The sequence below is a fragment of the Empedobacter sp. UBA7252 genome (genome assembly GCF_002472765.1).
GTDB lineage: Bacteria > Bacteroidota > Bacteroidia > Flavobacteriales > Weeksellaceae > Empedobacter > Empedobacter falsenii_B.
The window spans coordinates 44,497-53,236 of the sequence record NZ_DKSQ01000092.1 but is presented as its reverse complement, the minus strand read 5'-3'; the positions used below and the strand labels follow the sequence as shown (position 1 = coordinate 53,236).

The window sequence follows — 8,740 nt, the reverse complement described above, 5'->3', positions numbered from 1 at the left end:
ATTTTCGCCAACGATCTCTTGGAATAATTCGGATTCCTGATAAGTTTTTCGAATTATAAAAAATCTCATTTACCACAGAAGTTAATTCATTATTATCTTCGATATCTGGTAAAAGAGAATCCATTATTTTCTTTCGAAAAATGGATAATAAATTATCTTCCAGATGAATTCCACTATCTACTAAATAGCTAACGAAATTGATTTTCCCGAATGTATTTTGAAGTTTTTCGCGAAAAATTAATCGATATGTAGGGTTATTTTGAAGTTTAGAAATTAGATCATCTATAAAAGAAATTGAATCTGGATAATCTTTTCTTGCTTTCTCTAATAATCTTAGAAAAAAGCTCTTCTCGTATTTTTTATTTTGATCAAATATAGAGTCTAAAGCCATATTTTAATTTCTTCATTCAGAGTACAAAAGTAAAAAACTTATACTACCTAAGCAGTATAAATCAACAGAAATAAAAAAGTGATTCTTGATGAACCACTTTTTATATATTTAGAATTTAAAATTTTTCTTATCTATTGCTGGGTTGATTTTTATGTCATTAAATTTTATCACATATTCTCCTCCATCAACTGGTTTTCCTACCACTTTTGTGGCAAAAGATAATCCGTTATACGTCTTGAAATTAGAGTAATAAAGTGTTTCGTCTTTATTTTTTTCCATTACAATTTCGTACGAATTTTTATCAAAACAATATATTGTAGAATTTGTATTTTTTGTTAATTCTATTTTGTAACAGCTATTATTTTGATCGTATTTATCTACACCTAAGTATTTTACTTTAAATCCTTTTTGTTTATATTTCAAAATATCCGAATCAAAAGAGTCTGGTTTATAATCTTTTACAGCTACATTTTTCTTAGCAACTTCACTGTATGTCCATCCCATTCTACCATCATATCCTTCGTTCAAGATTTCTTTTCCATTCATCACAAACACTACTTTTTTGTTGTAAGGGCGTTGATGATAAACAATCATTGGATAAGAATCTCCAACATTTATAATGGCTTCTCCTTTTAGGATAATACTGTTCAAATTATTCCAAGCTGCTTCACCTCCTGTTTTTTGAATATGAGTTTCGATTATTTTCTCTGCATTTTGTGCAAATGTAGTCACAGAAAATAATGAAATCATAAGCGCGCTAAACGTCAATTTCGACATAAGAACTTTTTTAATTTTTAACAATCTTTCGAACAAGATATAAAAACTAATTTAAAGTTCTGTAAAGAAATATTGTCTTTTAGTCTTTTTTAACTTCTATATGAGCCCAATTTTCACCTCTTAAAATACGGTAAACCTGACCTTGAGAAATATTAAATTGTTTTGCTAGTGTAGAAATTTTTGTTTTTCTATTTGGATCAATTAATTTCTTTTTCAGACGAATAACTTGTGCTTCTGTCAACTTACTATTTGGAATACTGTCTAAACGAGAACGTCCTTTCATCATTCTAAATAAATCCTTGTTGTGCTCTTTCCATTCGTCCAATGTTGCCCATTTCAAATTATCCATTGCGTTGTTTAATTTGTTATGATCCAAATGCACTACATATTCTTTATTGTCTTTATTTGGTAAAAAAGTTTCGGCAACCATTTTATGTACATATTTAGCTGTACGTTTTCCGTCTGCTTTTGTTACCCAAATCGCACGATAACCATTGTTAATCGCTCCTTCTAAGATTTTGTATTTATCTTGTCCTGTGTATAATTTTTTTACAAGACCATCTTTTGAAACTAAAAAGGATCTTTTTTCAATTAATCCTTCTGCTTCGTATTCTTTCCATGAATCACTCATAATCACTATTTTACTTATTTACTCCATTTTACAACAACATTCATACCGAAATAATTTTTTAAGTATTAATTAACTTAATTATTTCATTTCCACGTCAAGTATAGCTGATTTTAGGGCAAATATAAATCATAAAAAGTTTAAAGATTATTTTTTAACAATAGTGGATAAGTACTTTTTTGCACGCTCTAAATCTTCTGGTGTATCAATTCCTACTCCTATCGATTCGGTTTCAATCACTTTAATCTTCATTCCGTATTCCAAATAACGCAATTGTTCTAATTTTTCTGCACGCTCATTTTGACGCATTTCAAGTGTTGAAAACTTCAACAAAGCTTCTTTTCTAAACGCATAAATCCCTAAATGACGAAAATAATTTGGTGTAAAATTAGTTTCACGTGCAAATGGAATTGCTGAACGCGAAAAATAAAGTGCAAAATCGTTAATATCAGTGACCACTTTTACAAAATTAGGATTGTTAATATCTTCTTCCTTTGTAATGGATTCTTTTAAAGTCGCCACATCTACAGTTTTTCCCAATTCTCCATCAAAAGAGGATAAAATATCTGCTAAAGCTTTTTCGTTCACAAATGGTTCATCTCCTTGTACATTCAAGATAATATCACATTCTATATCTTGTATAGCTTCAGCAATTCTATCACTTCCTGTTTCGTGATCTTTGATACTCATGATTGCTTTTCCGTTGTGCGAAACAATTTCATCAAAAATTAAATCAGAATCTGTCACCACAAAAACATCGTCAAACAAATTAGTAGCGACAACATTTTCGTACGTCATTCTTATCACAGTTTTATCGCCCAATTGTTGCATCAATTTACCTGGAAAACGTGTTGCTGCATAACGAGCTGGAATTACGGCTATTTTTTTCACAATTTTTAATTTCAAATTTCTGTAAATTTAAAATAGATTCGGCTGAAATGCTTCTTTAATCAACAAAATAATTATAGTATCTTTGCTAAAATAAATTTTCTGTATGAAGATTGCTTTCAAAATTTTGTTATTTTTGATTTCATTAGGATTAATATATATCTTAATCAACGAGTTAAAAATTCAAGGATAAAGAAAAATTTATGTCAAAAACAACTCAACATTCGTTAGCGATTTTACTATCTCACGATATGCTTAGTTATATTACCAAAACAACCGACGGAGAAACGACTTCGTACTCGGATGTGTATGACTATTCGGTAGATTTTACAAATCTTAACAAAACGGAAATTGAGATTGAACATGAATTGCGTTCTAATTTGACTTTGCTACAAGAATATGATTATGTGCATATTTGTTTTTTGTCGACAACTGTAAATGTTGTTCCAAATCACTTTGCGCACAAACCTTTTGAGGAATTGTTATCACTTTCTAACTATAGTCCTGTAAAATTAGCGATCGATTGTCCTTTGGAAAATGTAGATGCATCAATTATCTACAATATTCATTATCCACTAAAAGATATTTTGCTTTCATTACCGAATTTGCAAAATGTGCGTTTGTATCATTCGGGCAAATTCTTGGTAGATTATGGAATGATTAATTCTAAAAACGATGAAATTTATATCAATTTAATGCATCAAAAATTAGAAGTTTGCGTGTTGAGCAATGGAGAATTTATTTTTTATAATCTATTTGAAACAAAAACGAAAGAAGACTTTTTGTTTTACATTTTGTATACATTAAATCAATTAAATATTAGTCCAAATACCGTTTCATTGTATGCTTTTGGCGATATCTTAAATTCGCCAGATTTTTACGAAACTTTACAAAAATATGTGCGTCATATTTCGTTTAACGAAGCAGACAAACAACTTGGGCAATATTTTACATTATATAAATTATTCGAATGCGAATCATTTCAGGAACATTAAAAGGAAAAAGAATCACAGCACCAACCAACTTGCCGGTGCGCCCAACAACAGACTTCGCGAAAGAAGCTTTATTTAATATCTTAAACAACGAATGGTATTTCGACGAAATTACCGTTTTAGATTTATTCTCTGGAATTGGAAGTATTTCATTAGAATTTGCTTCACGTGGAGCAAAAAAAGTAACTTCGGTTGATAATTTCTACGGTTGTGTAAAATTTTTGGACGAAACAGCGAAACAATTAAAATTAGATGATATTATTTCTACTGTAAAAAGTGATGTCATTAAATATTTGGACAAGCAACCAATCAAAAAGTTTGATATTATTTTTGCTGATCCTCCTTACGATTTGGATGTAGAAACTTACAAAAAAATCCCAAATTTGGTTATCGATAATCAATGGTTAGAAGAAGGTGGAAATTTTGTTTTAGAACACCCATCAAGCATTTCTTTTGAAGAGCATCCAAACTTTGTACAACACAAAAAATACGGAAACGTACACTTCTCTTTTTTCGAGTAAACATCCATTTTCTTAAAATATTTAACAAAATCGACTGATAGATGATATCTATCAGTCGATTTCTTTTTTTTATTTATACTAAGTCTAATTAAATTTGCACTATTAATTTTATTTAGAATAAATATATATAACATATGAAACGAAATAATCTTCTACTTGCGTCAATTACTCTGCTTAGTTTTTCTACGGCATTTGCTCAAGAAACAACGAAAGAGAAAAAAGATTCAATTAGCAATCTACAAGAAGTTGAAATTTTTGGAGATCGTAACAAGAATCAAAGAGGTTTAGAAACAATTACACGTTTTCCTGCAAATCCTCAAAATCAAGTTCAATCTATTTCAATTATTTCTGAAAAGTTAATTGAAGAACAAGGTGCACAAACAATTACAGATGCTACTCGTAATGTACCAGGTGTTACGTTATTTGGAAATTATGGAGGTATTCGCGAGTCGATGTCTATTCGTGGATATAGAGGAGTTCCTGTCTTAAAAAATGGTGTTCGTATGGACTCTGATTTCCGTACAGGATCTGCTGTTATTGATATGGCTGGTGTAGAATCTATTCAAGTTATTCGTGGTTCTGCTGCGGTTACACAAGGAATTGGAAATGGATTAGGTTCTGCTGGAGGTGTAATTAACGTTACAACAAAAACGCCACGTTACATCAACCAAGGACATATTTCTGCTCAATATGGAAGCTGGAATACTTTCCGTTCTACATATGATATTCAACGAACAGTTACAGAAGATAAAAATTTAGCTTTCCGTTTAACAGGTTCATATAACAATGGAGATAGTTATAGAGATGTTATTAACAGTAATTCTTTCTATGTAAATCCATCTATGGCTTGGAAAATTGATGATAAAACTGAATTTGTTGCTGAGTTTGATTATTACAAAGGAGATAAAACGCCAGATCGTGGAACTATCAATTTAGGAGATAATTTTACTGAAGCTTTATACGATATCGGTGATAAATTTATGGGATATGATATCGATAATACCGAAATCAAAAACTATTCTTACGCTGCTCGTATTACAAGACAGTTAACAAATAATATTAGTGCTAGAGTTGCTTACTTTAGTAACTTCTACAACAGTGACCAATTAGGAGCAACGTTAGCTTCACCAAAAGGAAGTACAGAATATAACATTCGTAATCGTGGATTAGGTCGTTCTTTTAGAGATGATAGAAACTCGACTTTACAAATTGACTTGATTGGTAAAGATATGAGATTTGGTGATTTCAAATGGAATTGGCAAGCTGGATATGATTATACAATCAACCGTTTAGAAACAAGAACTGCAGATGGTATCGGAACTATTGATCAAATTGATGTTTTCAAAGATATTAACCATTCGATCAACTTAACTCCTGAGCAAGAAGCTAAATTAGCTTGGAACAAAGACAAAACAAATCTATCAAGAGGTTATTCTTACGGATTTATGACACAACATCATTTCTCTTATAAAGATTTAATCACATTTGTTGGAGGTTTACGTTATAGCTATTTAATCGATAACCACGATGGTGTTGTAGATCCTGTTGTTGGTTTAGTTGTTTCTCCTTGGAGAAATGTAAATGCTTACATTACTTATGCAACAAACACAAGTTTACGCTCTGCTTTAAACATTATGACTGATGGAAGCAAAGCTGGACCTTCTGTTACAGATCAAGTAGAAGTTGGTGTTAAAACACAATGGTTCAACGACCGTTTACGTGCAAACGTAGTTTACTTCAACATGAACAACGATAACTTAACATTCGAAACATACGAAAATCAAACAGCAACTGGTTTATACGAAAAAGCTGGTAATTTGAGACGTAAAGGTATCGAGTTTGAAGTTGCTGGTCGTCCATTACCAAACTTACAAGTTATGTTAGGATATGCATACTTAGATGCTGGTTACCACGATTCTCCTCAATATGTAGAAGATTCAAGACCATCTAATGCGCCTTACAATACAGCAAATGCTTGGGTTCAATATAAATTTATTGAAAATAATTTCTTGAATGGTTTCACTGTTTCTGCTGGTGTTTACTACGTAGGTTCAAGACCATCTAACGAACAAAGTTTAGATCGTGATGCTCATGGTAATTTCTACGGAGGAAGCAAACCTTTCTTATTGCCAGATTATTATACATTAAATGCGCAAGTTGGATATTCTATGAAAAGATTTGACTTCCGTTTATTCTTTAATAACATTACAGATCAGTTAGGATACAATTCTTACTTCCGTGGAGGTTACATCAACCAAATCGATCCATTTAATATGGCTGCACAAGTAAATTTCAAATTCTAATTTTCTCAGAGTTAAACATATTTTTAGCATTTATTTAATAGGAAAACGACAGTTTTATAAACTGTCGTTTTTATTTTGGATAGAATTGACTAACTTTCGTCAAAATTTTTCTTAAAACATGAAAACAAAAATTACTGCTTTATTGATATTCTTTTGTTCGATTTTTACATTTGCACAAACAGAAAATACGCTAAAATCTATTCCAGAATTTTCTTTTGTAAAAATGCAATCCGAAGGAATTTTCAGTTCAAAAGATATCAAAAAAGGAAAACAAACGTTAATCGTTTTATATTCGCCAACATGTATTCACTGCCAATTAGCCTTGAATCATTTTAGCAATAATTACGAAGAACATTTAAAAAACACTCAGATTATTTTGGTTTCTGAATACGAAGCAAAAGACGCTATCCCTTTCCTAAAAGAGCACGCATCTAATTTTGTAAACAATAAAAATGTAGAATTATTATATGATTCTAATTACGAATTTGGTCCAATTTTTCAACCAACTTCTATTCCTACATTTTATTTATTCGACAAGGATAAAAATCTTGTTACAATCAAAAAAGGTTCTGTAGAAGCAAATCAAATTTTTAAATATTTGAAATAATTTAAAAATTAATCCATAAAAAAAATCCACTCAATTGAGTGGATTTTTTTGTTATATCTAATCGATGATTATTTACCTTGTTGTGCTTGAGCTTCGAATTGTTTTTGTAATTCTTTAATTTGCTCTTCAGATAAACCTTGTCCTCCTTGCGCACCTGGTTGACCTTGTGGCGCTGGTTGACCTTCTTTAAAGTCTACTAATTCTACTTCGAACTCTAATGCTTGGTTTGGTCCAATTTGTCCTCCAGGAGCTCCCATTTCACCGTAACCTAAGTTAGCTGGAATATAGAATTTGTATTTAGATCCTTTAGACATTAATTGTAAACCTTCTGACCATCCTGGAATAACTTGGTTCAAAGGAAATTCTACACCTCCTTTAGCTTCAGGGTTTTTATCTGTACTGTCAAAAGTTTTACCAGTAGCTAAAATTTTACCAGTATATTTTACTTTAACAATACTATTAATGTTTGGTTTAGCACCTGTTCCTTCTTTTTCTACAACATAAACTAATCCAGAAGCAGTTGTTTTAGCACCAGAAGTTTTTTTCTTCTCGTCTACTAATTTTTTAGACTCGTCTGCATTTTTCTTAACCAAGTTTTGTTGGTGATTTTTTGCATACGTATCTAAAATTCCCATTCCCGCTTCTTGTGTAATCAACAATTTTTTGTGACGTACAACATCCATAATCCCTTGAACAATAATATCCTTGTCCATTTGATCTAATTGTTGTTGGTTAATAACCGTCTCAATTTGCTGACCAACTTGTTGACCAATCGCGTAAGATTCTCTACCTTCTTTACCTGCTTTTAAGTAATCGCGGATCCCTTTTTCTAATTGATCGTAGTTGATACTATCAGTTTCAACTAAACGTCCTCCAAGACCTTTGATTTGCTCACCAAGACCAGTTCCGAAAGCATAAGAAGCTTTTTGATCTTCGCTTTCTAATTTGTCTACAGATTTTCCTTTGTTACAAGACACTAACGACGCAACAACAAAAATCCCTAAAAGAACTTTTTTCATTATTTATAAAAATTTATTGCAAGTTTAATAAGAAACTTTCATTAATCATACAAATCTAAACCAAATTCTTCTTTTAATTTTAACAAAATCGGGTTTTTATCTGATAATTTCTCAAATTTTTCTTTGTTTGATAAGATATGATTCGTTGCTTCCTTCTCAGAAAACTTAATTTGAATACTAAAATAGTGATTCTTAAGGAATGCTCTCAAACTATTTCTGATTCGATCACGGTATTCCTCAAATTCTTGTTCCGATGAATGAGAAGTAAATTCGAAAATAATTTCATCACCTTCCAAGCCAAGTTCAGTTGTCATCAAAGCATTATAGGACGGAATATTATGTTCGATTTTTAATCGATCCAAAAATCTTTTCCAGCCTTCTTTTACTTGATCCAATGTAAACTTTTCTCGAGGCAAATCATTTCGTAAAATCTCCTCTTGATGTTCTTCTACTTTTGCTCCAGGCAAAGCCATCTTAAGACTAAACGACGAATTACCATTTGTTCTAATCGGTTTTGAAGCACGCGTATATTCTTTGACTTCTTCTGAAATCGAAGTTTTAACGTGTTGCGTATTTACCTGTTGTGAAGTTTGTCCATTTTGAGGAATAGAATT

9 protein-coding genes and 1 pseudogene are annotated in these 8,740 nt (G+C 31.1%); 4 read left to right on the top strand and 6 right to left on the bottom strand.

Going from position 1 to position 8,740, the window contains the following annotated elements:
* From B2X73_RS13395 to kdsB, 4 genes and pseudogenes are all read right to left on the bottom strand, one after another.
* Positions 1 to 391, bottom strand: a pseudogene (locus B2X73_RS13395) (site-specific recombinase Gcr); the annotation flags it as partial.
* A 108-nt stretch (positions 392 to 499) separates the two neighbouring features.
* Entirely contained in the window at positions 500 to 1,168 is a 669-nt protein-coding gene (locus B2X73_RS13390; RefSeq protein ID WP_221627915.1) for a LolA family protein, read from the bottom strand.
* Between the two features lie 79 nt (positions 1,169 to 1,247).
* Positions 1,248 to 1,799 (bottom strand): HNH endonuclease, encoded by a 552-nt coding sequence (locus B2X73_RS13385; protein ID WP_038332702.1) that lies wholly within the window; start codon positions 1,797 to 1,799, stop codon positions 1,248 to 1,250.
* Positions 1,800 to 1,943: 144 nt separating this feature from the next.
* Positions 1,944 to 2,687 (bottom strand): 3-deoxy-manno-octulosonate cytidylyltransferase, encoded by a 744-nt coding sequence (gene kdsB, locus B2X73_RS13380; protein WP_115002134.1) that lies wholly within the window; start codon positions 2,685 to 2,687, stop codon positions 1,944 to 1,946.
* 200 nt (positions 2,688 to 2,887) lie between these two features.
* Between kdsB and B2X73_RS13375 the strand changes: the two genes are divergently transcribed.
* The 4 genes from B2X73_RS13375 to B2X73_RS13360 all read left to right on the top strand — a co-directional run bounded on the left by B2X73_RS13375 (position 2,888) and on the right by B2X73_RS13360 (position 7,107).
* Positions 2,888 to 3,679: a DUF3822 family protein gene (locus tag B2X73_RS13375; protein WP_291096620.1), complete on the top strand. Its 792-nt coding sequence runs from the start codon at positions 2,888 to 2,890 to the stop codon at positions 3,677 to 3,679.
* The gene (locus B2X73_RS13370; RefSeq protein WP_280049619.1) at positions 3,655 to 4,197 is read left to right on the top strand and encodes an RsmD family RNA methyltransferase; all 543 of its coding nucleotides are present in this window, start codon (positions 3,655 to 3,657) and stop codon (positions 4,195 to 4,197) included. The genes B2X73_RS13375 and B2X73_RS13370 overlap by 25 nt, the downstream gene beginning before the upstream one ends.
* 134 nt (positions 4,198 to 4,331) lie before the next feature.
* Positions 4,332 to 6,500 (top strand): TonB-dependent siderophore receptor, encoded by a 2,169-nt coding sequence (locus B2X73_RS13365; RefSeq protein ID WP_286495547.1) that lies wholly within the window; start codon positions 4,332 to 4,334, stop codon positions 6,498 to 6,500.
* A 118-nt stretch (positions 6,501 to 6,618) separates the two neighbouring features.
* Positions 6,619 to 7,107 carry a TlpA family protein disulfide reductase gene (locus tag B2X73_RS13360; protein ID WP_219034399.1) on the top strand — a complete coding sequence of 163 codons (489 nt, stop codon included), beginning with the start codon at positions 6,619 to 6,621 and terminating at the stop codon, positions 7,105 to 7,107.
* 68 nt (positions 7,108 to 7,175) lie between these two features.
* On the opposite strand, the gene B2X73_RS13355 is transcribed toward B2X73_RS13360, so the two are convergent.
* A complete protein-coding gene (locus B2X73_RS13355; protein WP_125349774.1) occupies positions 7,176 to 8,126 on the bottom strand; it encodes an FKBP-type peptidyl-prolyl cis-trans isomerase in 951 nt (316 codons plus the stop codon).
* A 41-nt stretch (positions 8,127 to 8,167) separates the two neighbouring features.
* Positions 8,168 to 8,599 carry a hypothetical protein gene (locus B2X73_RS13350; RefSeq protein WP_115001825.1) on the bottom strand — a complete coding sequence of 144 codons (432 nt, stop codon included), beginning with the start codon at positions 8,597 to 8,599 and terminating at the stop codon, positions 8,168 to 8,170.
* Between the last annotated feature and the right edge of the window lie 141 nt (positions 8,600 to 8,740).